Below are 23,076 nucleotides of genomic sequence, written 5' to 3'. Positions count from 1 at the left end.
ATCCCGTGAGTGAGAAGGCCCCGCGAGTCAGGGGTTCAGCCCATCGCGAGCATCATCGGGGCGTACATGCGGGTCCGGTCGCCGGGGAGCGGCCTGCCTTCGTGGACCATGAAGGACGTCGAGAACGCCTGTGACAGGCCCCGCGCTCCGAGCCAGTCCAGCAGGCTCGGCCGGGCGCGCTCGACCTCGATCCGCACCAGGCCGTCGGCGTTGCGCGCGAGGTCGGTGACGAGCGCGCGGGCGGCCGCCTCGTCGCCGGCGACCACCGGCCCGATGAACAGGGTGCTCATGCTGCGCCACGACACGGCGTAGCCGGTCAGTCCCGTCTCGTCCTCGGCGACCCTGACCTCCTCGGAGAAGGCGAACAGCCGCGCCAGCAGCCCGGCCCGGTCGGCGCCGAAGACCTCCCCGTCGAGCGCGAGCAGGGCGTCGAGATCGGCGCCGAGGTCGGCCGGCCGCGTCAGGACGGGGTCGTCCCCGGGGCGCAGACGCCCCACGCGCGCCTCCGTCACGCCCAGCGTCTCGAACCCGAGCTTCTCGTACAGCGGCCGGCCGAGCTCGGTGGCCCAGAGGAAGACGGTCGCGTCACCCGCCGCGTCGAGCACGTGCGTCATCAGCCGGCGGCCCAGCCCGCGGCCGCCATACCGGGTGGCGACGAGCATCATGCCGATGCCCGCCGCGGTCGTGCCGTACCGGGTCAGCGTGACCGTGCCCGCCAGCTCTCCCGAAGGGGCGTCGATCGCGTAGACCTCGGCGTTCTCCAGGAGGAACAGCCACTTGCGCTCCTCCCGGCTCCAGGCCCTGTCCTCGCTCAGGGCGAGGCATCGATCCAGGTCCTCGGGTCCGAGCCGTCGGACGGGGAGCTCGGCGGCCGGCGTGGTGAGCGGGTCGGGCATGCGTCTTCCTTGTCCGCGCCGGTTCGCGGCCCCGGCGCTCGTGGCGGCATCCGAGGCTAGCCGCACCCCCGATCCGGCGGAAACCGGTTTTCCCTCCCCAGGGAAAACCACTGTCCGGCGGGCGGCCGGTCTTGTCACGATCGTGCCATGCGACACTGGCCGCTCCTGGCACTGCGACTGACGACCCCCCGGCTGGAGCTTCGCCTGCCCGGCCTGGACGACCTGGACGCGCTCGCCGACCGGGCGGCCGAGGGCGTCCACGACCCCGGCGAGATGCCGTTCGGCGAGCCGTGGACGGACGCCCCGCCGCACGAACGCGCCCGCTCGACCGTCCAGATCCACTTCCGGCAATGGGGCACCTGGTCGCCCGATGGCTGGAGTTGCTCCTTCGTCACCGTGTGGGAGGGCCAGGTGGTCGGCGTACAGGAGATGCGGGCCCGCGACTTCGCGGTCACCCGGGAGGTCGCCACCGGTTCCTGGCTCGGACGGCGCTTCCAGGGCAGAGGCATCGGCACCGAGATGCGCGCGGCCGTCCTGCACCTCGCCTTCACCGGCCTCGGCGCGCGGTACGCGACGTCGTCCGCCTTCGTGGACAACACGAAGTCGCTGGCGATCTCCCGGCGGCTCGGCTACCGGGAGGACGGGCTCGCCGTGGAGAAGCGCAGGGGCGAGGCCGCCCTGCAGCAGCGGCTGCGGCTGTCGCGCGACGAGTGGACCACCCCGGACGGGTTCGAGATCCACGGCCTCGAACCCTGCCTGCCCCTGTTCGGAGCCTCGGAGGGGATCACGGATGCAGGGGGAGCCCCTTGAGCGTCTTGTCCACGGCGTTCCTGGGGCCGTACACGGCCAGCCCGACGAGCGGCATCTCCTCGGCCGTGACGGCCCGCACGGCGGCCCGGTTGTCCACGTCGTTGCCGGTCTTGAACATCTCCTCGATGTAAACGGCGACGGCGAGCCCCCGTTCGACGGCACGGGCGCGCACCCGGGCCAGCCCGGCGTGGTCCGCGGCGTAGACGAGCACGGGCTGGCGGAACATCGGCAGGTAGGAGGTGCCCGAGCCGTCCTCGTACCGCTCCCCGATCACCTCGGGAACTCCCCCCGCGACCCCGCCGGCCAGGAACGCCGTCACGTTCAGCTTCTGCCACACGGCCAGGTCCTCCCGGACCACAATGCCGATCTTGGTGTCGAAACGCATGCGCCCCAGCCTGCCTCCGCGTGCACGGGCGGTCTTGTACGCTCGTGCGCCGCCGATCGGCGCACAATGGTGCTGTGGCACAGGACTGGTCCCGATACTGGCGCTCCCCGGACCGGTCGCTGGAGGCGATGCACGCCCACTTCGCCCGGCACGTCTACCACCGGCACAGTCACGAGACGTACTCCTTCGGCGTCACCGAAGAGGGCAACCAGGCGTTCACCTGCCGCGGGGCCGCGCACACCAGCGTGACGGGCATGGTCATGGCGTTCAATCCGGACGACCCGCACGACGGGCACGCCGCCGACGCCCTCGGGTTCACCTACCGGATCATTCACATCGGGCCGGAGCTGGTCACCGGCGTGCTGGGCGACCTGGCCGGCCGGGAGACGGGACCGCCCTTGTTTCCCCGCCCCGTCGTACGCGACGCGGTGCTCGCGGCCGGGCTCAGGGCGCTGCACACGGCCCTGCTCGGAGGCGCCGGCGCCCTCCGGCGCGATGAGTTGCTGACCGCCGTCGTCTCCTCGATCGTCCGGCGGGCCGCCACCCGCCCGATGCGGGCGCGGGAGGCCACCTCCGCCGACGCCCGCCGCATCGCCGAGCGGGTGCGGAGCCGCCTTCAGGACGCCCCCCTCGCGGAGGTCACCGCCGACGATCTCGCCGCCGTGACCGGGCGCAGCAGGTTCGCGGTCTACCGCGCGTTCCGTGCCGTGTACGGCATGGCGCCCAGCGACTACCAGCGCCTGCTCCGATTGCGTACGGCCCGGCGGCTGATCGCGCAGGGCCGTTCACTGAGCGAGGCGGCGGCCGAGGCGGGGTTCGCCGACCAGAGCCACCTCACCCGGTGGTTCGTCCGCTGTTACGGCATAAGCCCGGGAGATTACCGGGCGGCCGTACCGGTTTGACCCCGGCGCCGCGCACGTGCCTCAGGCCAGGCGGGGCGGGAACCCGCCGGTGGCCACCGGCCCCCAGGACGTGGGGGTGATCCGCACCAGCGACTTGCCCTGGCGGACCATGGCCGCGCGGTACTCCTCCCAGTCGGGGTGCTCCCCGGAGATCGAGCGATAGTACTCGACCAGCGGCTCCAGGGCCTCCGGCAGGTCGAGCACCTCGGCGGTGCCGTCAACCTGCACCCACGGCCCGTCGAAGTCGTCCGACAGCACGACCACGCTCGCGCGCGGGTCGCGGCGGGCGTTGCGGGCCTTGGCGCGTTCGGGGTACGTCGACACGACGATGCGGCCCTCGGCGTCGACTCCGCACGTCACGGGGGACGCCTGGGGGCCGCCGTCACGTCTCGTCGTGATCAGGATCGCCCGGTGGCGATCACGGACGAAGTCGAGCAACTGCTCACGGGAGACGGTCTCGGCGGTCGCGATCCTGGGACTCATGCTCGCTCCTCGCCTCCGGCTCGGAGCGGCATGCGTCGGACGCTGTGCCTATCGATTCGCTCGCTACGCTCACTCATGCTCGCTCCTCGCCTCCGGCTCGAAGCGGCATGCGTCGGACGCTGTGCCTATCGATTCGCTCGCTACGCTCACTCATGCGGCCACTTTAATCACCGTTCGGAGGCACGCTCCGCTCCACCAGGCAGGTGACGCCGTCGAGCAGGAGCCGCATGCCGAGCTCGAACAGGTCGTCGAGGCGGAAGTCGTACCCGTCCTCGCCCAGCTCGCCGATGACCTTGGCGAAGGCCGGGTAGCGCCCCGACCCCGCGATGGCGCTCAGCGCCGGTCCCTGGACGTCCATCCACTGGTCCTCCGACAGTCCGGTCGTCGCCGCGATCTGCGCCTCGCGTTCCAGGTTGATCGCGAGGCCCTGTACATGGCTGTAGAGCAGGATGTGGACGTCCAGCACGGTCACGGAATCGAGGCCGAGGCCGTCGAGTGCGGCCAGCGCCCAGTCGGCGTGCACGGTCAGTCCGGGCAGCGCCAGCGGCCTGCCGAGCGGGCTGAGCTGCGCCAGCCAGGGATGCCGCCGGAAGATCGCCCACAGCGTCCGGCCCGCGATCTCCAGCCGTTCCCGCCAGCCCTCGGGGTGATCGCCGGGATAGCCCAGCTCGCCGAAGGCCGCGTCCGCCATGAGCAGGATCAGGTCGTCCTTGCCTCCCACGTACCGGTACGGCGACATGGCCGCGACCCCGAGCCGGGCCGCCACACCGCGCATCGACAGCGCCGGCAGCCCCTCGGCGTCGGCGATCTCGATGGCCGCCCGTACGACCCGCTCGCGGGTCAGTTCGCGTTCGGCCCCCGCGCCGGGCCGCCGCCGCGCCGCCTCCGCGTCGCGTGAGGGCGGCGCCGTGAGGCGCGCCCGATCTCCCGGCCGCGCGGCGGCTCCCGGCGGGGGCGGGAGGGCCGGGGGTGGCTCCGCGACGACCGTGCCGACGCGGGGTTCGGCCCGGACCAGCCCTTCTCTGCGCAGCTCGGCGAGCGCCCTCGTCGCGGTGGCGAGCGCGACTCCCCACTGCGCGGCCACCTGCCGGGTCGAGGGCACCCGGTCTCCGGGCGCCAGCTCGCCCTCGGCGATCCTGCGCCTGAGGTCGGCGGCGATCCTCGCGTACGGCGGCGTCACGTCGATCTCCTCTCTGTACTAGGACACAATCTATCTGTCCTAGTACAAAAGCTCCCCATAATCCCAGCTTGCGCGGCTTGCGCTTACACCGTACATTCACCGCATACGGCATCCACACCCCCAAGGGAGCTTCGATGACCAACGTGCTCGTCTCCGGCGCCGGTGTCGCGGGGATCACACTCGCCTCCTGGCTGCGCCGCCACGGCTTCGCCCCGACCGTGGTGGAGCGCGCGCCCGGCCTCCGCGCCGGAGGGCAGGCGATCGACATACGCGGCGTCGCACTGGAGGTCGCCGGCCGCACCGGCGTACTCGACGAGGCGCGGCGCCTGCGCACCGGCCACCGCGGCATGTCCGTGTACGACGGCGAGGGCAACGAGATCATGCGCTCGGAGGAGATGACCTACAGCAGCGGCCGTCTCGACAACGACGACATCGAGCTGCTGCGCGAGGACCTCACCCGCCTGCTGTACGAGCGGACGCGCGGAGAGGTCACGTTCCTGTTCGGCGACTCGATCACCGCGCTGGAGCAGGACGAACAGGGCGTGCTGGCCCGGTTCGAGCACGCCGAGCCGCGCCGGTATGACCTCGTGGTGGGCGCGGACGGACTGCACTCCACGGTCCGGCGGCTGGCCTTCGGGCCCGAGCGGGAGTTCGTCCACCACCTGGGGACCTACCTGGCCGTCTTCAGTATGGACAACTTCCTCGGGCTGGAGGACTGGCAGGTCTGGATGCAGGACGGGGAGCGCGGGTACGGCGTCTTCCCGGTCCGGGGCAACACCGAGCTGCGGATCACCCTCGGCTTCCAGTCCGAGCCGCTCGACCACCACGACCCCGCACGGCTGCGGGCGGCCGTGGCCGAGGCGTTCGCGGGCGCGGGCGGGGAGACGCCGAGGCTGCTGAAGGGCATGGAGGAGGCGAGCGACTTCTACTGCGACTCGATGGCCCAGATCCACCTGGACCGGTGGTCGTCGGAACGGATCGCACTCGTCGGCGACGCCGCCTACTGCCCCTCCCCTCTGTCGGGCCAGGGCACGAGCCTCGCCCTCGTGGGCGCGTACGTACTGGCCGCCGAGCTGGCGGCGGCGGGAGGCGCGCACGAGGCCGCCTTCGCCGGCTACGAGCGGCGGATGCGGCCCTTCGTGGCGCTCAACCAGGCGCTGGCCACGGAAAACCCGGGCCGTGGGGCCTCCGAGGAGTCGGTCGATCGAGCCAAGGACGCGATCTCCCTGGACGGGTGAGGAGCCGCGAAGCGCTTTACCCTCCGTGGACCCGGCTACCACCCACTACGTACGTATGCCTCGAACAGGTATCGATACGGGTGTTTTCCCCCTCCCCACCCCAAGAGGCGAGAAGGCAGTCTGAAAACGTCTCAAAGAGTGCATGAGAGTCAGGGGGACCGATCATGTGCCAGCACTACCCGCAGTGCCCGCCGGCGGACGCACCCGACCGCGACGCGGCCTGTCTGATCGCCTTCCACCCGGAGCAGGGATGGGGACTGCTCTGCAACGGCGTGGTGCTCTTCGACGACAGCGGTGAGCTCATGCCTGATGGTCGCAGCATCCCGGCTCGCGCGTCTCTGGGGTGTGCCGCATGAGCCTGCTTTTCTGTCCCGTCCGGGACGAATCACTGTCATCAGCACAGGGCGGCGACGCGCCCGGTGCCTCGGAGCGCCGGCACTCCGCGGTCCGGCACCGCTGGGAGACGCTGCGGCAGCGGGTCGGCGACCTCGCGATCCAGCTCGTGGACGACCCCGACGTCGAGGCGGCGTCCTGGCGACTGCCCGCCGACGCCACCTCCGTCGGGCGGGCCCGGCGGCTGGTCGGCGAGCGCCTGAGCGCCTGGGGCATGGAGAACCTGTCCGACGTGACGCAGTTGCTCGTGAGCGAGCTGGTCACGAACGTGCTGTGCCACACCTGCTGCGGCGACCTCGTCGTACGGCTGTCGGCCGTCGAAGGGCTGCTGCGCTGCGAGGTGGAGGACTGCGACGGCGGGATGCCCGAGATGGCCCGGCCGTCCGCCGCCGACGAGCACGGGCGCGGACTGCGGCTGCTGGACTCGCTGGCCTGCTGCTGGGGCGCGGAGCGCACCCGCCAGGGCAAGATCATGTGGTTCGAGCTGCCGGCCTACGCCTTTCGCTGACCGGCCCGCTCGCCGGGCCGTCCGCGCCGTCCGCGGCCGGGCCGTCCCCGCGCTCGCTCAGCCGTTCCTTCACCCAGGCGGCGACCTGGGCGCGCGACTTGAACCCGAGCTTGTCGAGGATGTGCTCGATGTGGCCCTCCGCGGTGCGCTGGGAGATGACCAGTCTGCCGGCGATGTCCTTGTTGCTCAGTCCCTCGGCGACAAGGTGCGCGATCTCCGTCTCCCTGCGCGTCAGCGGTGCGATCCGGCCCTCGAACGGCGCGGGCCCGCGGGCGGCGGGCGCCCGTTCGAGCAGGGCGAACCCCAACGCCTCTTCCCGCGTCAGGGCCGCGCCCCGGGACACCTCGGCCTGGAAGGCGCGCTCACCCAGCGCCTCTCGGGTGGCCGCCTCGCACTCGTCGTGACAGCGGCTCATGTAGCGGAACTCCGCCAGCCGCGCGCCGACGGCCGGCCAGAAGGTCCGCACGATGCCGAGCAGCCGGGCGGCCCGCTCGTACTTCTGTTCCCCGGCCGCGAACCAGGCATGGGCCTCCAGGTTCATGCCCATGCCGAGCTGGTCGCCCACCGCCGCGTTGTAGCGCAGGCTCTCGTTGTCGATCTCGCAGGCCGCGCGCATGTCGTCCCGGTGCCAGGCGTCGATCGCCAGCGCCAGCAGCGCGTACGCCCGGTGCCAGCCCTCGCCGTACAGATCGCACAGGGCCACGCACTCCTCGGCGAGATCGCGGGCGGCCGGACGGCCGAGGAACGCGTTGGCCAGGGCGAGCCGGTTGAGGGCCAGCGCGAGACCGATGGGGTTGCCGACGGCCCGGTGGGCGGCCGCCGCCTCCTCGTATCGCCGCATGCCGCCCTCCAGGTCGCCCCCGGACACGGCCGCCATGCCGGACAGGAACGCGATGTAGCCGAGCGTCACCCGTAGCCCGAGCCGCTCGGCGATCGCCGTGGCCTCCTCCAGCCGTGCCAGCGTGGTGGCGCAGTCGCCCCTGAGCAGGGCGATCCAGGCGCCCGCCCACAGCGCGTGGGCGCGCACCTCGCCGGGTTCCGTCGCGGCGGCCAGGCTCCGGTCGAACCAGCCGGCCCCCTCCGACAGGTGGTAGCCGCTCCAGTGGTAGAGCAGTTCCGCGGTCATCGCCAGGCCCGTCTCGGCCTCTCCCGGCTCGCGCAGCGACCAGTCCAGGGCCTTGCGGAGGTTGGCGTGGTCGCGCTGCAGGCGTTCCACCCACGACTGCTGGGCGGCGCTGAACAGCTCCGCCCAGGCCCGTGAGGTGATCTTCCGGTAGTAGTCGCGGTGCCGCCGGTGCAGCGTCGCCTCGTCCCCGGAGGCGGCCAGCAGCTCGCGGCCGAACTGCCGCACCGTGTCGAGCAGGCAGTAGCGGACCACCCCCTCGGACTCCCGGCGAAGCAGGACCGACTTGTCGACCAGCCCCGCGACGAGTTCGAGCACGTCCTCACGGGCGATGCCGTCGCCCGCGCACACCTGCTCGGCCGCCTCCAGGTCGAGGCACCCGGCGAAGACCGAGACCCGCTGCCACAGCAGCCGCTCCTGCTCGGTGCACAGCTCGTAGCTCCACTCGAACAGCGCGCGCAGCGTACGCTGCCGGGGCAGCGCGGCCCGCGACCCACCGGTGAGCAGCCGGAACCGGTCGTCCAGCCGCTCCAGCAGCTGCCGCACCGACAGGGCGCGCAGCCGTACCGCGGCCATCTCGATCGCCAGGGGAAGGCCGTCGAGCCGGCGGCAGATCTCGGCCACCGCCTCCTCGTTCTCCTCCGTCACCTCGAACCCGGGGACGACCGACGCGGTCCGCTCGGCGAACAGCCGGACCGCGTCCGACTCGGCGAGCGGCACCGCCGAATCGCCGCCCGGGGTGGGCATCGACAGCGGCGCGAGCTCGACGATCCGCTCGCCGTCGATGCCGAGCGCCTGCCTGCTGGTGGCGAGAACCCGAAGCTCGGGAAGCGCGCGGACCAGCGTGTCCACGAGCATCGCGCACTCGGCGAGAACGTGCTCGCAGTTGTCGAGCACGATCAGGGTCTGCCTGCCGTGCAGGCGTTCGACCAGCGCGTCGAGCGGCGGCCGGGTCGAATGCTCGTTGACCGACAGCGCCTCGGCCACGGCCTGCGCCACCAAGTCGGGATCTTCGAGCGCGGCCAGCTCGACCAGCCGTACGCCGCCGGGGAAGCTCCTGCGGACCTCCTCGGCCGCCCGCAGCGCGAGGCGGGTCTTCCCCACCCCGCCCACGCCGATGACCGTGACCACGTGCGAGGTCCCCAGCAGGCGCTTCAGCTCGGCCAGCTCGTGCCGGCGCCCCACGAAACTGGTCACCTCCGCGGGCAGCCCGGCCGGTTCCCCCCTGACAACTCTCGTTCGCATAGCGGTCATGACGTCCACGCCGCCCCCGTCGTCCGGTACGCCATCACGTCGTGGCACATACCAGCGTACAAACGCGGTTCCGGCCGCGCCCTACCCAACTCGTCGAGGCGTCCCGCCCGACCCGGCCCCACTCGTCGAGGCGTCCCGCCCGACCGGGCACCCCCGGGCGGGCTCAGCCCTTCATCCGCCGCAGGATCTGCTCGCGCCTGAGTTGCAGGTCGTCGATGAGCGCCTCCTGCTGCTCGACGTTGGTCAGCAGGGTGGCCTTCTCCGCCATGTCCGTGGGCGCGTCCCAGCTCTGCCCGATCTCCTCGCGTATCTGCTTGGTCTCCTTGCGCAGCCGCTCGATCTGGGCGTCAACCTCGTCAAGCTCCTTCTTGAGCTCCGGATCGTCCATGTCTCACCGTCCCGTTGCGTCACTCACGTTCGCCATGGCGCGTTCGTCCACCCCATTCCACGGGGACGGGAAACTATTCGGCGACGGCGGCAGGGAGATAGACGGTTTCGCCGGTCGCGCGGGCCCGCTGCGCGGCCGTAAGCCGCGCCACCAGGTAGGCCGGCATGACAGAGGCGGCCTGCTCCGCCGTGAAGAACCCGTAGTCGTCCAGCTCCTCCTCCTGCAGGACCACGCCCGTCCCGTCCTCGCCCGTCCCGTCCTCGAACGTGCCGCAGTCGAACAGGAAGTGGACCAGCGGGATCGGCCGGTCGTCCAGCGGCGGCACCCACTGGACCACGAGGAGGCGGCCCACCGGCCGGGTGAGGCCCAGCTCCTCGGCCAGCTCCCGGCCGCAGGCGGCCTCTGGCGACTCGCCCTCGTCGATGTGGCCGCCCGGCCAGCCCCAGTGGTCGCGGTAGCCCGGCTTGACGAGCAGGACCCGCCCGGAGGAGTCGGTGACGAAACCGGCCGCCGCGGCGGCCACCTTGAACAGCCCCGCGTAGAAGGTGTCCGCCGGGATCATCGCAGCTCCGATCGCATGCCCTGAGCCTAGGACCTGTCCGGATGTCCACTCGGGGGCGGCGTGCCGTGTCCGGACAAGCGGTGAGGTCAGCGGCGCCCTCAGGCCACCGCGTCCGGGCGCGCGCGCAGTTCCCCGGGGAGTACCAGGGCGGCGCCTGCCAGGGCCTCCTCCCGCCGGACCCCCGGTCCTGCCTCCATGAGTTCGAACCCCCAGTAGGGGATGTCCCCTAGATCGCGCGGAGGAGGGCGTACGCCCCGGGCAGTACGCACGATCTGGTCTGCTCGCCCGATGTCCCGCCCGTGATCGCTCCCTACCGTCGAAGCAGACGTAAAGGGGAGGTCATGGGACGCCGCAGGAACATCGCCGCCACCATCGGCGGCTGGAGCGCACGCCATCGGTGGTGGGCGCTGCTCGTCTGGGTCGCCTTCGTCGGCGTCGCGACGGTCGCGGGCAACGCCGTGGGCACGGCGGAGATGCGCGGCTACGAATCCGCGAACGGCGACTCACGCCAGGCCGAACAGATCCTCGACGGCGCGCGCTTCGCGAACGTCGCCGGCGAGGTCGTGCTGGTCCAGTCCCGCACGGGGACGCTCACGGTGACGGACCCGGCCTTCCGCCGGGCGGTCGAGGACGTCAAGAGGGCCGTCGAGGCCACCGGCCGGGTCGAGCACGTGCGCACGCCGTACGACAAGGAGCCCTCGCCGGTGACGCAGGACCGGCGCACGACGCTGGTCCAGTTCGACATGAAGGGCGACGGTGGCACGGCGGAGGAACGGATCCAGCCGGTCCTCGACGCGGTGGCCAGGGTGCAGGGGGCGCACCCCGGCCTTCGCGTGGAGGAGGCGGGCGCGGCCAGCTCGGCGAAGCTGATCGGCGAGGCGATCGACGAGGACTTCGTCCGCGCCGAACAGCTGTCGCTGCCCATCACGCTCGGGATCCTGCTCGCCGCGTTCGGCGCGCTGCTGGCGGCGGTCGTCCCGGTCGCTCTGGCGATGACGGCGATCTTCGCGGCCACCGGCCTGCTGGCCCTCACCAGCCATCTCCTGCACGTCGACTCGGCGACGAGCAACGTCATGCTGCTGATCGGCCTCGCCGTCGGGGTGGACTACAGCCTCTTCTTCATCATGCGAGCGAGGGAGGAACGGGCGAAGGGCCGCGACAAGAAGCGGTCCATCGAGATCGCGGCCGCCACGTCGGGACGCGCCGTGCTCATCTCCGGCATCACCGTCATCGTGGCCATGGCGGGCATGTTCCTCACCGGCAACGGGATCTTCATGGGCTTCGCCGAGGGTACGATCCTCGTGGTGCTCACGGCCGTCGCCGGCTCGCTGACCGTGCTGCCCGCGCTGCTCTCGCTGATCGGCGACAAGATCGACGCCCGCCTGATCCACGGCACGGCGCGCGTGCTCACCGGCGGCCGGGTCACCTGGCGGCGCATCCTCGGCGTGCGCGGCGGCCAGAGCCGGATGTGGGGCGCGATCATGAAGCCGGTGCTGCGGCACCCGCTGATCTCGGTCGTCCTCGCCGGCGGTCTGCTCGCCGCCCTGGCCGTCCCGGCCTTCGGCCTGAAAACCGGCGCCCAGACCATCGACGACCTCCAGGGCGACTACCAGATCGCCGAGACGTTCAAGCGGATCGACAAGGCGTTCCCCGGCGGGAACGAGCCGGCGGTGATCGTGGTGAAGGCGGCCGACGTGACGACGCCGGCGTTCACCGCGAAGATCGAGGACTTCAGGCGGCGGGCGCTGGCCACGGGCGAGGCCAACGAGCCCTTCGCCGTCGCCGTCAACCCGGACAAGACGGTGGCCAAGATCAGCATCGGCATCAAGGGCACCGGCGCGGACGAGGTCTCCGAGCACGCGATCCGCACCCTGCGGGAGGAGGTCGTCCCGGCCACGCTGCCCGGCGCCCACGTCACCGGCAACACGGCCGGCTCGATGGACTTCAACGAGCAGCTCATGCGCCGCATCCCGCTCGTGTTCGGGTTCGTGCTGCTGCTGGCGTTCGTGCTGCTGCTGGTCTCGTTCCGCTCACTCGTCGTGGCGGTCAAGGCCATCGTGCTCAACCTGCTGTCCGTCGCCGCCGCGTACGGCGTGCTCGTGCTGGTCTTCCAGAAGGGGTACGGCGAGAGCCTGCTGGGCTTCCACTCGACGGGGACGATCACCAACTGGCTGCCGCTGTTCCTGTTCGTGATCCTCTTCGGGCTGTCGATGGACTACCACGTCTTCATCCTCAGCCGGATCAGGGAGGCGTACGACAGGGGCATGAGCACCGAGGACGCCGTGTCGTTCGGGATCAGGAGCACGGCGGCCGTGGTGACCAGCGCCGCGCTCATCATGGTGGCGGTGTTCGCGACGTTCGCCACGCTGTCGCTGCTGACGTTCATGCAACTGGGCATCGGCCTGGCGGCGGCCGTGCTGATCGACGCCACCGTCGTCCGCGCGGTGCTGCTGCCCGCGACGATGAAGCTGCTCGGCGACTGGAACTGGTACCTGCCGCGCTGGCTCGACTGGCTGCCGCGGTTGTCGCACGGCGACGACGCGGCCGAGGAGGCCCCCGAAGAGCGGGTCCCCGTCCTCGTCTGACGCTCCGGCCCGTGCGCCGGAACGGTGCCGCGTTCATGACACCGGCGCCGTTCCGGCACCGTGTTCCCGGCCGCCGACGCGGCGCTAGGCGCCGGTGGTGCGGAAGCGCGACCGGTACGCTGCGGGCGGCACGCCGATCTCGCGGACGAACGCCCGCCGCATGGTCTCGGGCGAGCCGAACCCGGCGCGGCGCGCGACCACGTCGAGCGGATCGTTCCCGGCCTCCAGCAGGCCCCGCGCCGTCTCGACCCGGACGAGCTCGACGTACCGGGCGGGGGTCATGCCCGTCTCCCCCTTGAACAGGCGGCTGAGCTGGCGGACGCTCAGCCCCGCCCGGGCGGCCATCGCGGTCAGCCCGTGGTCCGCGGCAGGGTCGACGGTCACCGCGTCCAGTACCGGCCGCAGGGCCTCGTCGCGTCTGCCCCCGGAGCGCAGCCGCACGCTGAACTGCGACTGGCCGCCCGGCCGCTGCATGAACACCACCAGGTGCTTGGCCACCGTACGGGCCAGGTCGGCGCCGTGGTCCTCCTCGACCAGGCCCAGCGCCAGGTCGATCCCGGACGTCACCCCGGCCGAGGTGATGACGCGGCCGTCCCGGACGAAGATGGCGTCCGGGTCGACCGTCACGCGGGGGTAGGTGAGCGCCAGCCGGTCGGCCAGGTCCCAGTGGGTGGCCGCCCGGCGGCCGTCGAGAATCCCGGCCGCCGCGAGGACGAAGGCCCCGGCGCACACCGATGCCGTGCGCCCGGCCCGCTCCGACAGCCGGCGGACCTGTTCGAGCAGGGCCCGGTCGCATTCGGTGGCCGCGACGTCCCGGCTGCCCGGCACGAGCAGTACGTCGGGCGCCTCCCCGATCAGGTCCTCCAGCGCCAGGTCGGCACCGAGCCGGACGCCGCCGCTGGTCCTGATGTCCCGCCCGCCAGGAGAGGCGGTCCGCAGCCGGTACGTCGCTCCGTGCTCGTTGGCGACGGTGAACACCTCGAGCGGGCCGGTCACGTCCAGCAGCCGGACGCCGTCGTACACGACGACGACCACGCAGTGGCCCACCCCCGTCCGGACGCCCATGCGTCCAGTCTGCGCCACCCCGCTCCTCTCCTAGGTGTGGGACGTGGTCAGGACGGGGTGTGCTCGCGCTGGAACAGGGCGGCGACGGCGGAGAGGACGAGCAGTACGGCCGACAGCCACAGGCCCCGGGCGATGCCGCCCTGGCTGTCGGACAGCAACCCCGAGACCAGGGGTCCGACGGCTTGGCCGAGCGAGAAGGCCACGGTCAACAGAGCGATGCCCGCCGTCCAGCCGTGCGCGGGGAGCATCCGCCGGGCGATCACGGTGGCGGCCGTGGGACCGGCCATGAAGCCCGCGCCGAAGACGACGGCCGACAGCAGCGCGGCGGCCGATCCGGGGGCCATGAGCAGCACGGGCAGCACGCCGAGGAAGACCAGCGCGGCGACGAGGGCCGGGGCCTGCCCGCCGCGCAACCGCCCCGTGAGGTGGCCCCAAACCGTCAGCGTGGCGACCGCCGAGGCCGCACCGAGCACGACGAAGAACATGGCGACGATCGAGGAGCCCAGCCCCTGGGTGCGCAGCAGTGCGACCGCGAACGTCATGTAACTGACGTATCCGGCTCCGAAGAGCGCATACCAGACCAATGTGGGGGCGAGGCGGCGCACCTGATCGGCGGTGAGCAGGGCCGCGTGCGGGCCGGTGGGCTCGCCGACCGCGCGGGCGCCGAGCCAGGCGGGCAGCAGGGCGGCGACCGAGGCGAGGCCCATCAGCAGCCAGCCGAGCCGCCAGCCCGCGTCCTGCCCGGCCGACAGCGCGGCCGGCACGACGAACCCGGAGATCACCACGCCCGCGCCGACGCCCGCCATGTAGATCGCGACCGGCAGCGCCGCGCGGCCGCGGCCGGCGCCGGTCGCGACCCGCGATGCGAGAGAGGAACCGACCACGAACGCGACCGCCGTGGTGAGTCCCCCCACGAAGCGCAGGGCGAGCAGCGCGGGGAAGTCCGCTGTGGCGGCCGTCGCACACAGGGACAGCGCGCTCACCAGGAGACCCCACAGGAACGCGGCGCGGTTGCCGAGCCGCCGCGCCCAGAAGGCGGCCGTGGCCGCGCCGATGATGTAGCCCAGCGCGTTGGCCGTGTTCATGCCGCCCGCCTGCGCGTACGACCAGTGCAGCCGCTCGTGCATGGCAGGGAGCAGCAGAGCGTAGGCGAAGCGGGTGAAGCCGAGCGCGACGACCGGCCCCGCGGCCAGGCCGAGCGCGGTGAGGGCCGGCCGGGCGGGTGACGCGCCGGCGGGGGACGGGGATTGGGCGACGGCGCCAGGGTGATCGACAGGACGCATGCGATGTCCTCCTGATGGACGGGTGCAAGGATCACTTGGCATCAATGCGCTGGGCCGGGCGATCCATCGCCGCCGTATGGGACACGGATCCCTCGGATCCGGCCACGGGTCGACGCATGTGCTCGGGTGGCGCGACCTGGCCGTGAATCCACCCCCGCTCGCCGGAGTCCGGGGGAGTCGGTCGTCTACGCGGGGGACGAAACCCGCTAGCCGGTCGTGTCGAAGCTCAGCGGCGTGCGCAGCCCGAGCTGCGCGTACAGCTCCAACTGGTCGTAGTAGTAGCGCTGGCTGACGACAAGGTCGTCCGCCAGGTGCCAGAACCAGGAGCAGCGCACAGTGGTGAAACGTCCCGTCGGCGGCAGGACCTGGCCGTCGGCGACCAGGTACGGCCCCAGATGGGTCCCCGTGGCCTGCAGCTCGGTCGCCAGCGCGTCACCGAAGCTGATCTTCCCCCAGAGCGTGAACCGCAGGTCGGGAAAGCCCTCCCACATTTGCAGAATGTAGGAACCGATCTCCTCCGGGTTCCCCGCCTCCATCTCCGGCCCGACCACCACCGCGCCCGGCGCGAAGCACCGCAATACAGCGTCAAGGTCATGGGTGTTCATCGCGGCGAGCATGCGGTCCACGACGTCGAACATCGCAGAACCCCCTCTCCGGACAAGCGTATCGAAACACCGGTTAAACAGGACGAAAGACAATCGCCGGGGGCGGCCGACGTTGTCGATGACGGGGCGGCCCTTCGCACACGTGTGGTGGAGGTCACGCAAGGGGCAAGAAGCACATAACGGTAAAATGCATCTACGTGGGGCATACGGGTGAGAACAGTCGCAAACCCCTGATCTACTGGACCGCCGGTGTGCTCGCGTACATGGTCGCGGTCTTCCACCGCCAGTCGCTCGGCGTGACAGGGATCGACGCGGCGGCGAGGTTCGGGGTCGGGTCGGCGGCGCTGTCCACCCTCGCGATGCTGCAGCTGCTCGTCTACGCGGCCATGCAGATCCCCGTCGGCGTCCTGGTCGACCGCCTCGGTTCGAAGCGCATGCTGCTCATCGGCGCGGCGGTCATGGCCCTCGGCCAGCTTCTGTTCGCTGTCGCCACCGGCCTTGGGGCGGCCGTCGCCGGGAGGGTGCTGGTCGGCTGCGGCGACGCGATGACGTTCATCAGCGTGATCCGGGTGGTCAACGTCTGGTTCCCACCCCGCCGCAACCCGCTGATCGTCCAGCTCACCGGCATCCTCGGCCAGTTCGGCGCGGTCGTGTCGGCCGTGCCGCTGATCACCTCGCTGCACGCGTACGGCTGGACGCCGACCTTTGTGTGGGCGGGGGGCCTGGGGGTGGTGGCCCTGGCCGCCGTCGGCCTCTTCCTGCGCGACCGGCGGCCGGAACGCCCGCCCACGGCGCTCGGCGTGCGGGCGGCCTGGGCAGAGCCGGGCACCCGCCTCGGGATGTGGACCCACGCCGCCACCCAGTGCTCGTCGGCGGCCTTCACGATCCTGTGGGGCTATCCCTTCCTGGTGCGGGGCCAGGGCCTGTCCCCACGTACGGCCGGCGTGCTGCTGACCGCGCTGACGCTGCTCGCGATGGGCTGCGGGCCGCTGCTCGGCCAACTCGCCGGGCGCTTCCCGCTGCGCCGTTCGTGGATGGTGCTCACGGTCATCGGCTCCACGGCCGGCGCCTGGACGCTCGTCCTCCTGTGGCCCGGCCCCGCCCCGCTGTGGACGCTCGGGCTGCTCATGCTGGCCCTCGCCACGAACGGCCCCGGCTCGATGGTCGGCTTCGACTACGCCCGCACGTTCAACCCGGCCGAGCGCATCGGCGTGGCCACCGGCATCGTCAACGGCGGCGGCTTCGCCGCCTCGATGTCCCTGATCGCGCTCGTCGGAGTCGTCATGGACCTACAGGACGACTTCCGCTGGGCGTTCGCCGTGCAGTATCCGATCTGGCTGCTCGGGGCCGTACAGGTGATCCGCTACCGTGCCCGCGCCCGTCGCCGCGCCACCCTTCACCCCGCCCCCGCCCCCGCTCCGGCCCCCGCCTGACCAGAACCCCGCCTGCTGTCGGAGCAGGTTCAGCGCCGGCTGTCGCGACTGCTCTCCACGTCCACCGGAAGGGCCCTCCGTAGGTCCTTCATCAGCAGGAGGAGGTGCAGAGGATCGCTCGGGCTCTGCTCGAACGCGGCGAGCCGCAGATAGAAGGCCCGCGCCGTCTCGCTCTCACAGTGGATGAGCATGGCTCGAACACCTATCTGGTCGGCCACCCGCGCCACTCTCCGGAAAGCGTCCACCACGAGTGCCCGCCCCAGCCCGATGCCCTGGGTGCCTCTGTCCACGCCCAACCGAGCCAGGATGACCACGGGCTGATCGTGACACCCGGCCCCCTTGAGCAGCCGGGCGGGAGCCGCGGCCGGACCGACGCTCCCGGCCGCGAGTGCGTAGTAACCCACAAACCTGCCGGCCTCGATGTCGCGCACGACGTAGACGCGACATCCTCCACTGGCGTGCGCCTGTAGCGCATGGCGCGTCAGCCATTCGCTCTGGGCGGGAGAACCGCAGTCGAAGCCGTCGAGGTCGTCGCCCCTGGTGACGGGGGACACCGAGGACAGCTTCACGCCTTCTCGTCCAAGATCGTCGGGGTTCTCATGAGCTCGGCGAGTCCCGGCACGTCACGAGACTCCCGGGACAGGGCCGCGTCAAACGCCTGCCACTGCTCCTCGGCAAGCCGGAAAACCGTTCGATCCGCCAGCAACTCGCGGGCGGCCGTGGTAGCCGCACCGAGGACGAACGATGAGACGGTGTCCCCGGCCACCTCGCTCGCGTTCTCCAGCAGCCGCTTGGTCTCCGCGTCCACGCGCAGGTTGATGCGCTCCTCCTTGGCACCCACGACCAGAGCGTACGTACGTTGTGCACCCATAGCCAAGAGCCTAACAAGAAGATGAGCGAAGAGCGACTATCCGATTACTTCATGTGTACGAAGGGGGCGGGGAAGTGGGCGGGGGCGAGAACGGCGGCCCGGGCGAGGATGTCCTTGCGCGTCCGTACGGCGAGGCCGGGGTCCTCGTCGTACACGTAGCGGATCGTCGGATCGGCCAGCTGGACGGGGTGGTGCAGGGCGTCGCCGCTCATGATGACGTCCCCCGCCTCGACGATCTGGTGGCCGGGCGTGTGGCCGGGCGCGTGCACCACCCGGACGCCGGGCACGGGTTCCACGTCCCCGTCGATGACATCGAGCAGGTCCCGCAGGGGGTCGAGGATCAGTTCGCGCACCGGTTCGGCGGCCCACTCGACCTCCGCGCGCTGCACGAGATGGCGGGCGTTCGGGAAGGCGGGAGCGCCGTCCACGACCGCGCCGCCCATGTGGTCGCTGTGCAGGTGGGTCAGCACCACGATGTCCACGTCGGCCGGAGCGGCCCCGGCCGCGGCCAGTTCCGCGATGAGGCGGCCGGGCAGAGGCGCCCAGGTCGCGAGCGAGTCGGCGCCGCCGATCCCGGCGTCCACCAGGACCGTACGGCCCGCCGCCCGCACCAGGAAGCAGTGGAAGTGCAGCACCCACTCCTCGCCGGGCTCGAACGCCGCACCGGCGAACATCTCGGGCAGCGGCTTGCGCACCGGTTCCTTCATGGGACCCACGGCATCGCAAAGCGGGACGATCTCAACACCGGCCACGATTCTGGGCTCTTGCGGCATCGCACCACGATAGAAGAAGCGCCCGCGATAGAAGAAGCGCGGTTCAGCGGGCGGCGGCAGGGACGGGCGTGTAGTCGACGTCGAGGTCGGCCGCGTAGACGGCGCGCTCGCAGTGGGCGCAGCGGTAGAGGATCGGGCCCTCGTCGAGTTCGGTTTGGCAGCGCGGGCAGCGGCGGCGGGTGCAGGTCATCGTGGTCTCCCCCTTCGAAAAGTTCCTTGCGCGTCCATGCAACCTCCGGCGGCTTGCCGTACTCCTGCAGCCGACTTGTCGCCGGGTCGCAGTCCCGCGCGGGGTGGATGATGGACGGGTGCTCGCCGACGTCATCGACCACCTCGTCTGCCCGGCCTGCCGTACGGCGATCCACCTGGCCGAGGGGTCGGTCAGGTGTGCGCGCGGCCACTCCTTCGACGTGGCGCGGCAGGGGTACGTGAACATGCTCACCCGCCCGGCCGGCACGGCCGACACGCCCGCCATGGTGGCCGCGCGGGCACGCTTCCTGGAGGCGGGCCACTACGCCCCGCTGGCCCGCCGCCTCGCCCGGATGTGCGAGGGCGCCGCCGTGGTCGCCGACGCGGGCGCGGGCACCGGCTACTACCTGGCCGCGGCGCTGGACCAGGACGCGGTGGGCATCGCGATCGACGTGTCCAAGCACGCGCTGAAACGGGCCGCCCGCGCGCACCCCCGCATCGGCGCCGTGGTGGCGGACGTGTGGCGGCCGATCCCCGTCGGCGACGACCGCGTGGACGTGCTGCTCAACGTCTTCGCGCCCCGCAACGCGGAGGAGTTCGCCCGGGTGCTGCGGCCCGGCGGCTCCCTGGTCGTCGTCACACCCGGCCCCGGCCACCTGAGCCCGCTCGTCGAGCGTCTCGGCCTGCTGAGTGTGGACGAGGACAAGGACCGCCGCCTGGAGGACACCCTGGGCGGCCGGTTCGCCCGCATCGGGGAGGAGACCGAGGAGATCGCGCTCTCCCTCGGCCACGACGAGGTCGAGGCGGTGGTCGGCATGGGCCCGAGCGCCTGGCACACGCGGCCTGAGGAACTGGCCGCGAAGACCGCCGCGCTGCCCGGCCCCATGCCGGTGACCGCGTCCTTCCACATCACCCGCTGGACGGTGTTGTCCTGACCACATAGCGCCGATCACGAGCGCGGGATCGCCACGCCCCTGGTGCGGAGCGCCGGGGCGACCGCCGCGGCCGCCCCCAGCAGGAAGCAGATCGCGATCACCGAGACGACCGGCAGCCACGGCACGTCGAAGGCGAACAGCCCGGCCAGGCGCAGCAGGGCCGCCTCCAGCCCCAGCAGGCCGAGCGCCGTGGCCGCGAATCCCAGCACCACCCCGACCGCCACCACCGCCAGCGCCTCCGCCACGACGTATCGCAGCACCTGCGCCCGCGTCGCTCCCAGCAGCCGCAGGCCGCCCCGCTCCGCCGCCCGGTCGGAGGCCGCCATCAGCAGCGTGTTGACCAGCGCGATCACGGTGTAGCAGAGCATGATCCCCAGCACGGCCAGCAACCCGAGCCGGCTGGCCGAGGCCTGCCGGTCGCCGGACTCCCGCACCCACTCGACCCTGCTCACCGCGCGGGCGTTGTGGCCGCGTACGGCCTGTTCGAGCGCGGCACGTACGGCCGGGGCCGCCACCCCCGGACGCGGCGTCACGTACGCCACGGAGGGCAGCGCGGAGAAGGCGTGGGCGGGCGTGACGTAGGCGTCGGCGGGCGAATCGTCCCCGAGCACGCCGGTCACCGTCAGCGTGACCGGGCTGCCGTCGGCGCGCCACATGCGCACCCGCTGCCCCAGGCTCAGCTCCCAGGTCCGGGAGACGACGATCGTGTCGTCGCGCAGCCCGGCCGTCGATCCGGCGACCAGCGGGACCGACAACGCCGTGGACAGCGTGCCCGGCTCGACGGCCTGGGCGGGCCTCCGGATGAGCCGGGTATCGCCTTCGAGCGTGTACACGCTGGTCTCGGCCTCGGTGGCGACGTCCGCGCCGGGGATCGCCCGCAGCCGCTGGACGAGCTGCCGGTCCAGTCCGGCGTCCCCGTCGGGGAGCACCAGGAAGTCGGCGCGTACCGGCCGGGTCTGCAGCGCCGACTTGGCGGCGTCGGTCATCGCGGCCCCGCCCAGCAGCGAGGCCGCCAGCGCCACGGTGACCAGGACGGGCGCTGCCGTGGCGGCGGTCCGCCTGGCCGAGGCCGCCGTCCCGCCCGCGACCACGACGCCACCGGCGCCGCGCAGCCGCTCAAGCGGCGCGACGAGCAGGCGGGTGACGGGCCGCACGAAGACCGGCGCGAGCAGGCCCAGCGCGGCGATGAGCAGCATGACGATCGGCATGAAGGTCTTGTTGTTCGTGGCCGACCCCGGATCGCCGACGGCGTTCACCGCCATGCTGACCACCGCCGTGCCCAGCAGGCCCAGCCCGGCGATCCACCGGCCCCAGGTCATCGCACGGGGTTCCACCGCCGCCTCGCGCAGCGCCTCGGCGGGCCGCACCCGCCCGGCCCGCCGCGCGGCCACGGCCGCACCGGTCACGGCGACCAGCACTCCGGTGCCGAAGGCCACCCAGGCGGGCACGGACGACCGCGACGGCGTCAGCCACGCCGGCGCCATCCCGAGCGCGGCCAGCCGGTCGAGGATCGGCCGGGTGGCCAGCGGGCCGAGGAACGCGCCGACCGCGGAGGCGGCCACCGCGACGAGGGCGGCCTCGCCGTACATCATCCGCCTGACCTGGCCCGCCGTCGCACCGATGGTCCGCAGCAGGGCGAACTCGCGCCGCCGCTGCCCCACCGCGAACGCGAACGTGGACGAGACCACGAAGATCGCGATGAAGGCCGCGAACCCGGCGGCGATGCCGGCGATCGTGTTGGCGTTGTTGCGCGCCCGTTCGTCGGCCTCGCGGGACGGATCGGCCAGCGCCCGGTCCTTCCCGGTCAGGACCCGCGCCGCCCCCGACACCGCCTTCGTCACCTGGGCGGCGGGCCGCCACAGCGCGAGCGCGTCCACGCGCGACGACAGCCGGGCGGCACGCGCGTCGGCGAAGAACACCGTGGGCTGCGGCCCCGCCGTCGTGACGCCCACCACCCGATACGTCTGGATACCGGTCGCGGTGACCACCGGCACCCGCGTCCCCACCAGTGCTCGCGCCCCGGCGGACGCCCGCCGCCGCTCGGGCCGGGTCCCGGCACTGATCGCGATCTCGCCGTCCCCCGAGGGCGCGCGGCCCGCGACGAGCGTCTGCGGGGCCGTACGGGCGGCCGACCAGGGCCTGCCCACCGCCGCCGGCCCGTCCGAGAGCCGCGCGGGGAAGACCCGGTCCACCACCGCGTCGGGGAAGCGGGCGACCAGGTCGTCCCCGAGACCGCGCGGCTCGGCCAGGGGCGCGCTGCTGCCGCCCTGCCAGGTGTCCACGGTGAGCCTCTCGTCGGGCACGACCACGACGGGCGCGGCGGCGTACCGCTGCGGCCCACGCGCCGGCGACGTGACGCCGGAGGCCAGCACCTGGCCGAGCGCGGCGATCAACGCGGCGCCCAGCGCCAGCGCGGCGAAGGTGCCCGCGAAAGAGACCCAGCGCGTACGCAGCGTGGACCAGGCGATCCTCAGCACGACGCCTCCAGCTGCAGCATCCGGGTGGCGACCAGTTCGGCGGTGGGCTCGTACAGCTCGCCGAACACGCGGCCGTCGGCCAGGAACACGACCCGGTCGGCGTACGAGGCCGCCACGGGGTCGTGAGTGACCATGACGATGGTCTGGGCCTGCCGGTCCACCAGCGTGCGCAGCAGGCGCAGCACGTCGCGGCTGGTGTTGGCGTCGAGCGCGCCGGTCGGCTCGTCGGCGAAGAGCACGGCGGGGCGGGTGACCAGCGCCCGCGCGATGGCCACCCGCTGCTGCTGCCCGCCCGACATCTCGGCGGGCCGGTGCCCGGCGCGCTCGGCCAGGCCCACTGCACCCAGGCTCTGCCGCACCAGCTCCCGGTCGGGGCGCCGCCCGGCGAGCCGCAGCGGCAGGCCCACGTTCTGCTCCGCGGTGAGCGAGGGCAGCAGGTTGAACGACTGGAACACGAAGCCGATCCGGTCCCTGCGCAGCAGCGTCAGCTTCCGGTCGCCGAGTGCGGCCAGGTCACGGCCGTCCACGACCACCCGGCCCGCGCTGGGCCGGTCCAGCCCGGCCGCGCACTGCAGCAGCGTCGACTTGCCCGACCCCGAGGGTCCCATCACGGCCGTGAACGTGCCGGCGCCGAAACCGATCGTGACGTCGTCCAGCGCCGTGACGCCGTGTACGTAGTGTTTGGTGACCCCGAGGAGATCGACCGCTTGGGTGGTGTTCACCCTGAGAACGCTAGAA

At 72.4% G+C, this 23,076-nt stretch carries 25 protein-coding genes; 8 read left to right on the top strand and 17 right to left on the bottom strand.

Going from position 1 to position 23,076, the window contains the following annotated elements; genetic code table 11:
* Nucleotides 1-35: 35 nt before the first annotated feature.
* The gene (locus QSK36_RS12580; RefSeq protein ID WP_285782506.1) at nucleotides 36-896 is read right to left on the bottom strand and encodes a GNAT family N-acetyltransferase; all 861 of its coding nucleotides are present in this window, start codon (nucleotides 894-896) and stop codon (nucleotides 36-38) included.
* A 147-nt stretch (nucleotides 897-1,043) separates the two neighbouring features.
* Between QSK36_RS12580 and QSK36_RS12575 the strand changes: the two genes are divergently transcribed.
* Nucleotides 1,044-1,706: a GNAT family N-acetyltransferase gene (locus QSK36_RS12575; RefSeq protein WP_183537740.1), complete on the top strand. Its 663-nt coding sequence runs from the start codon at nucleotides 1,044-1,046 to the stop codon at nucleotides 1,704-1,706.
* Here QSK36_RS12575 and QSK36_RS12570 read toward each other — a convergent pair.
* A complete protein-coding gene (locus QSK36_RS12570) occupies nucleotides 1,681-2,091 on the bottom strand; it encodes a DUF2000 domain-containing protein (RefSeq protein WP_285782505.1) in 411 nt (136 codons plus the stop codon). The genes QSK36_RS12575 and QSK36_RS12570 overlap by 26 nt on opposite strands.
* 74 nt (nucleotides 2,092-2,165) lie before the next feature.
* On the opposite strand from QSK36_RS12570, the gene QSK36_RS12565 reads away from it, so the two are divergent.
* Entirely contained in the window at nucleotides 2,166-2,993 is an 828-nt protein-coding gene (locus QSK36_RS12565) for an AraC family transcriptional regulator (RefSeq protein WP_285782504.1), read from the top strand.
* A gap of 21 nt (nucleotides 2,994-3,014) precedes the next feature.
* On the opposite strand, the gene QSK36_RS12560 is transcribed toward QSK36_RS12565, so the two are convergent.
* Together QSK36_RS12560 and QSK36_RS12555 are read right to left on the bottom strand one after the other, a co-directional pair.
* Nucleotides 3,015-3,476, bottom strand: coding sequence for a PPOX class F420-dependent oxidoreductase (locus QSK36_RS12560; RefSeq protein ID WP_183537742.1), 462 nt, complete (start codon nucleotides 3,474-3,476; stop codon nucleotides 3,015-3,017).
* Between the two features lie 163 nt (nucleotides 3,477-3,639).
* Nucleotides 3,640-4,656, bottom strand: a complete 1,017-nt coding sequence (locus QSK36_RS12555) for a GntR family transcriptional regulator (RefSeq protein WP_285782503.1) — start codon at nucleotides 4,654-4,656, stop codon at nucleotides 3,640-3,642.
* A 134-nt stretch (nucleotides 4,657-4,790) separates the two neighbouring features.
* Between QSK36_RS12555 and QSK36_RS12550 the strand changes: the two genes are divergently transcribed.
* The 3 genes from QSK36_RS12550 to QSK36_RS12540 all read left to right on the top strand — a co-directional run bounded on the left by QSK36_RS12550 (nucleotide 4,791) and on the right by QSK36_RS12540 (nucleotide 6,795).
* Nucleotides 4,791-5,894, top strand: coding sequence for an FAD-dependent monooxygenase (locus QSK36_RS12550; RefSeq protein ID WP_285782502.1), 1,104 nt, complete (start codon nucleotides 4,791-4,793; stop codon nucleotides 5,892-5,894).
* A gap of 164 nt (nucleotides 5,895-6,058) precedes the next feature.
* Nucleotides 6,059-6,250 carry a DUF5999 family protein gene (locus tag QSK36_RS12545; protein ID WP_139573866.1) on the top strand — a complete coding sequence of 64 codons (192 nt, stop codon included), beginning with the start codon at nucleotides 6,059-6,061 and terminating at the stop codon, nucleotides 6,248-6,250.
* Nucleotides 6,247-6,795 carry an ATP-binding protein gene (locus tag QSK36_RS12540; protein ID WP_183537744.1) on the top strand — a complete coding sequence of 183 codons (549 nt, stop codon included), beginning with the start codon at nucleotides 6,247-6,249 and terminating at the stop codon, nucleotides 6,793-6,795. The genes QSK36_RS12545 and QSK36_RS12540 overlap by 4 nt, the downstream gene beginning before the upstream one ends.
* On the opposite strand, the gene QSK36_RS12535 is transcribed toward QSK36_RS12540, so the two are convergent.
* The 4 genes from QSK36_RS12535 to QSK36_RS12520 form a co-directional block, all read right to left on the bottom strand.
* A complete protein-coding gene (locus tag QSK36_RS12535; protein WP_285782501.1) occupies nucleotides 6,758-9,163 on the bottom strand; it encodes an ATP-binding protein in 2,406 nt (801 codons plus the stop codon). The genes QSK36_RS12540 and QSK36_RS12535 overlap by 38 nt on opposite strands.
* A gap of 172 nt (nucleotides 9,164-9,335) precedes the next feature.
* Nucleotides 9,336-9,560, bottom strand: coding sequence for a hypothetical protein (locus tag QSK36_RS12530; RefSeq protein WP_183537746.1), 225 nt, complete (start codon nucleotides 9,558-9,560; stop codon nucleotides 9,336-9,338).
* Nucleotides 9,561-9,633: 73 nt separating this feature from the next.
* The gene (locus QSK36_RS12525) at nucleotides 9,634-10,122 is read right to left on the bottom strand and encodes an NUDIX domain-containing protein (RefSeq protein WP_285782500.1); all 489 of its coding nucleotides are present in this window, start codon (nucleotides 10,120-10,122) and stop codon (nucleotides 9,634-9,636) included.
* Nucleotides 10,123-10,220: 98 nt separating this feature from the next.
* Nucleotides 10,221-10,391: a hypothetical protein gene (locus QSK36_RS12520; RefSeq protein WP_285782499.1), complete on the bottom strand. Its 171-nt coding sequence runs from the start codon at nucleotides 10,389-10,391 to the stop codon at nucleotides 10,221-10,223.
* A gap of 72 nt (nucleotides 10,392-10,463) precedes the next feature.
* Between QSK36_RS12520 and QSK36_RS12515 the strand changes: the two genes are divergently transcribed.
* Nucleotides 10,464-12,707 carry an MMPL family transporter gene (locus tag QSK36_RS12515; protein ID WP_285782498.1) on the top strand — a complete coding sequence of 748 codons (2,244 nt, stop codon included), beginning with the start codon at nucleotides 10,464-10,466 and terminating at the stop codon, nucleotides 12,705-12,707.
* A gap of 84 nt (nucleotides 12,708-12,791) precedes the next feature.
* On the opposite strand, the gene QSK36_RS12510 is transcribed toward QSK36_RS12515, so the two are convergent.
* The 3 genes from QSK36_RS12510 to QSK36_RS12500 form a co-directional block, all read right to left on the bottom strand.
* A complete protein-coding gene (locus QSK36_RS12510; RefSeq protein ID WP_183537750.1) occupies nucleotides 12,792-13,772 on the bottom strand; it encodes a GlxA family transcriptional regulator in 981 nt (326 codons plus the stop codon).
* Between the two features lie 47 nt (nucleotides 13,773-13,819).
* Entirely contained in the window at nucleotides 13,820-15,055 is a 1,236-nt protein-coding gene (locus QSK36_RS12505) for a YbfB/YjiJ family MFS transporter (protein WP_285782497.1), read from the bottom strand.
* 206 nt (nucleotides 15,056-15,261) lie between these two features.
* On the bottom strand, nucleotides 15,262-15,693 hold the full coding sequence (locus QSK36_RS12500) for an ester cyclase (RefSeq protein WP_183537752.1): 432 nt from the start codon (nucleotides 15,691-15,693) through the stop codon (nucleotides 15,262-15,264).
* A gap of 164 nt (nucleotides 15,694-15,857) precedes the next feature.
* Here QSK36_RS12500 and QSK36_RS12495 point away from each other — a divergent pair, with 164 nt between their 5' ends.
* Complete coding sequence (locus QSK36_RS12495; protein ID WP_285782496.1) at nucleotides 15,858-17,093, top strand: MFS transporter; 1,236 nt, start codon at nucleotides 15,858-15,860, stop codon at nucleotides 17,091-17,093.
* A 29-nt stretch (nucleotides 17,094-17,122) separates the two neighbouring features.
* Here QSK36_RS12495 and QSK36_RS12490 read toward each other — a convergent pair whose 3' ends face one another.
* The 4 genes from QSK36_RS12490 to QSK36_RS12475 form a co-directional block, all read right to left on the bottom strand.
* On the bottom strand, nucleotides 17,123-17,662 hold the full coding sequence (locus tag QSK36_RS12490) for a GNAT family N-acetyltransferase (RefSeq protein ID WP_285782495.1): 540 nt from the start codon (nucleotides 17,660-17,662) through the stop codon (nucleotides 17,123-17,125).
* Nucleotides 17,659-17,964 (bottom strand): type II toxin-antitoxin system TacA family antitoxin, encoded by a 306-nt coding sequence (locus QSK36_RS12485; RefSeq protein ID WP_183537754.1) that lies wholly within the window; start codon nucleotides 17,962-17,964, stop codon nucleotides 17,659-17,661. Before QSK36_RS12485 ends, QSK36_RS12490 begins: the two co-directional genes overlap by 4 nt.
* 44 nt (nucleotides 17,965-18,008) lie before the next feature.
* Entirely contained in the window at nucleotides 18,009-18,671 is a 663-nt protein-coding gene (locus QSK36_RS12480; protein WP_285782494.1) for an MBL fold metallo-hydrolase, read from the bottom strand.
* Between the two features lie 109 nt (nucleotides 18,672-18,780).
* Entirely contained in the window at nucleotides 18,781-18,927 is a 147-nt protein-coding gene (locus tag QSK36_RS12475; RefSeq protein ID WP_183537756.1) for a hypothetical protein, read from the bottom strand.
* A gap of 118 nt (nucleotides 18,928-19,045) precedes the next feature.
* On the opposite strand from QSK36_RS12475, the gene QSK36_RS12470 reads away from it, so the two are divergent.
* Entirely contained in the window at nucleotides 19,046-19,861 is an 816-nt protein-coding gene (locus QSK36_RS12470; protein ID WP_285782493.1) for a zinc finger domain-containing protein, read from the top strand.
* Nucleotides 19,862-19,875: 14 nt separating this feature from the next.
* On the opposite strand, the gene QSK36_RS12465 is transcribed toward QSK36_RS12470, so the two are convergent.
* Nucleotides 19,876-22,338: an FtsX-like permease family protein gene (locus tag QSK36_RS12465; RefSeq protein ID WP_285782492.1), complete on the bottom strand. Its 2,463-nt coding sequence runs from the start codon at nucleotides 22,336-22,338 to the stop codon at nucleotides 19,876-19,878.
* Complete coding sequence (locus QSK36_RS12460) at nucleotides 22,332-23,060, bottom strand: ABC transporter ATP-binding protein (protein ID WP_285782491.1); 729 nt, start codon at nucleotides 23,058-23,060, stop codon at nucleotides 22,332-22,334. The genes QSK36_RS12465 and QSK36_RS12460 overlap by 7 nt, the downstream gene beginning before the upstream one ends.
* Nucleotides 23,061-23,076 lie beyond the last annotated feature (16 nt).

Origin of the sequence: Microbispora sp. NBRC 16548, assembly GCF_030268985.1 — a bacterium.
GTDB lineage: Bacteria > Actinomycetota > Actinomycetes > Streptosporangiales > Streptosporangiaceae > Microbispora > Microbispora catharanthi.
Note: the sequence above shows the minus strand (reverse complement) of the source record. Positions and strands in the feature narration are given on the sequence as shown.

Excerpts from the sequence above, each read along its gene's own strand:
- QSK36_RS12525 (WP_285782500.1), bottom strand. The coding sequence starts at position 10,122 with ATGATCCCGGCGGACACCTTCTACGCGGGGCTGTTCAAGGTGGCCGCC.
- QSK36_RS12550 (WP_285782502.1), top strand. The coding sequence starts at position 4,791 with ATGACCAACGTGCTCGTCTCCGGCGCCGGTGTCGCGGGGATCACACTC.
- QSK36_RS12545 (WP_139573866.1), top strand. The coding sequence starts at position 6,059 with ATGTGCCAGCACTACCCGCAGTGCCCGCCGGCGGACGCACCCGACCGC.
- QSK36_RS12515 (WP_285782498.1), top strand. The coding sequence starts at position 10,464 with ATGGGACGCCGCAGGAACATCGCCGCCACCATCGGCGGCTGGAGCGCA.
- QSK36_RS12510 (WP_183537750.1), bottom strand. The coding sequence starts at position 13,772 with ATGGGCGTCCGGACGGGGGTGGGCCACTGCGTGGTCGTCGTCGTGTAC.
- QSK36_RS12500 (WP_183537752.1), bottom strand. The coding sequence starts at position 15,693 with ATGTTCGACGTCGTGGACCGCATGCTCGCCGCGATGAACACCCATGAC.
- QSK36_RS12480 (WP_285782494.1), bottom strand. The coding sequence starts at position 18,671 with ATGAAGGAACCGGTGCGCAAGCCGCTGCCCGAGATGTTCGCCGGTGCG.
- QSK36_RS12540 (WP_183537744.1), top strand. The coding sequence starts at position 6,247 with ATGAGCCTGCTTTTCTGTCCCGTCCGGGACGAATCACTGTCATCAGCA.
- QSK36_RS12505 (WP_285782497.1), bottom strand. The coding sequence starts at position 15,055 with ATGCGTCCTGTCGATCACCCTGGCGCCGTCGCCCAATCCCCGTCCCCC.
- QSK36_RS12535 (WP_285782501.1), bottom strand. The coding sequence starts at position 9,163 with ATGCGAACGAGAGTTGTCAGGGGGGAACCGGCCGGGCTGCCCGCGGAG.
- QSK36_RS12475 (WP_183537756.1), bottom strand. The coding sequence starts at position 18,927 with ATGACCTGCACCCGCCGCCGCTGCCCGCGCTGCCAAACCGAACTCGAC.
- QSK36_RS12575 (WP_183537740.1), top strand. The coding sequence starts at position 1,044 with ATGCGACACTGGCCGCTCCTGGCACTGCGACTGACGACCCCCCGGCTG.
- QSK36_RS12560 (WP_183537742.1), bottom strand. The coding sequence starts at position 3,476 with ATGAGTCCCAGGATCGCGACCGCCGAGACCGTCTCCCGTGAGCAGTTG.
- QSK36_RS12530 (WP_183537746.1), bottom strand. The coding sequence starts at position 9,560 with ATGGACGATCCGGAGCTCAAGAAGGAGCTTGACGAGGTTGACGCCCAG.
- QSK36_RS12570 (WP_285782505.1), bottom strand. The coding sequence starts at position 2,091 with ATGCGTTTCGACACCAAGATCGGCATTGTGGTCCGGGAGGACCTGGCC.
- QSK36_RS12485 (WP_183537754.1), bottom strand. The coding sequence starts at position 17,964 with ATGGGTGCACAACGTACGTACGCTCTGGTCGTGGGTGCCAAGGAGGAG.
- QSK36_RS12580 (WP_285782506.1), bottom strand. The coding sequence starts at position 896 with ATGCCCGACCCGCTCACCACGCCGGCCGCCGAGCTCCCCGTCCGACGG.